This window comes from Halomonas sp. ATBC28 (assembly GCF_005937175.1).
GTDB classification, from domain to species: domain Bacteria; phylum Pseudomonadota; class Gammaproteobacteria; order Pseudomonadales; family Halomonadaceae; genus Vreelandella; species Vreelandella titanicae.
Genome location: NZ_VCQL01000078.1, coordinates 1 through 673 on the forward strand (window position 1 = coordinate 1; position 673 = coordinate 673).

At 51.7% G+C, this 673-nt stretch carries 1 protein-coding gene; it reads left to right on the top strand.

From position 1 onward, the window contains the following. Positions 1-673: AAA family ATPase (locus E0L35_RS25385; protein ID WP_171051235.1), on the top strand; the 673-nt coding region annotated here is incomplete at both ends.

The window sequence follows — 673 nt, forward strand, 5'->3', positions numbered from 1 at the left end:
CTCAAAACCAGAAGAACTCGACCGACTCGATCGCCGTATCATCCAGCTCAAACTGGAACAACAGGCGTTAATGAAAGAGTCTGATGAAGCCAGTAAAAAACGCCTGGATATGCTCAACGAAGAACTGAGCGACAAAGAACGTCAGTACTCCGAGTTAGAAGAAGAGTGGAAAGCAGAGAAAGCCTCGCTTTCTGGTACGCAGACCATTAAAGCGGAACTGGAACAGGCGAAAATTGCTATTGAACAGGCTCGCCGTGTGGGTGACCTGGCGCGGATGTCTGAACTGCAATACGGCAAAATCCCGGAACTGGAAAAGCAACTGGAAGCCGCAACGCAGCTCGAAGGCAAAACTATGCGTCTGTTGCGTAATAAAGTGACCGATGCCGAAATTGCTGAAGTGCTGGCGCGTTGGACGGGGATTCCGGTTTCTCGCATGATGGAAAGCGAGCGCGAAAAACTGCTGCGTATGGAGCAAGAACTGCACCATCGCGTTATTGGTCAGAACGAAGCGGTTGATGCGGTATCTAACGCTATTCGTCGTAGCCGTGCGGGGCTGGCGGATCCAAATCGCCCGATTGGTTCATTCCTGTTCCTCGGCCCAACCGGTGTGGGGAAAACTGAGCTTTGTAAGGCGCTAGCGAACTTTATGTTTGATAGCGACGAGGCGATGGTC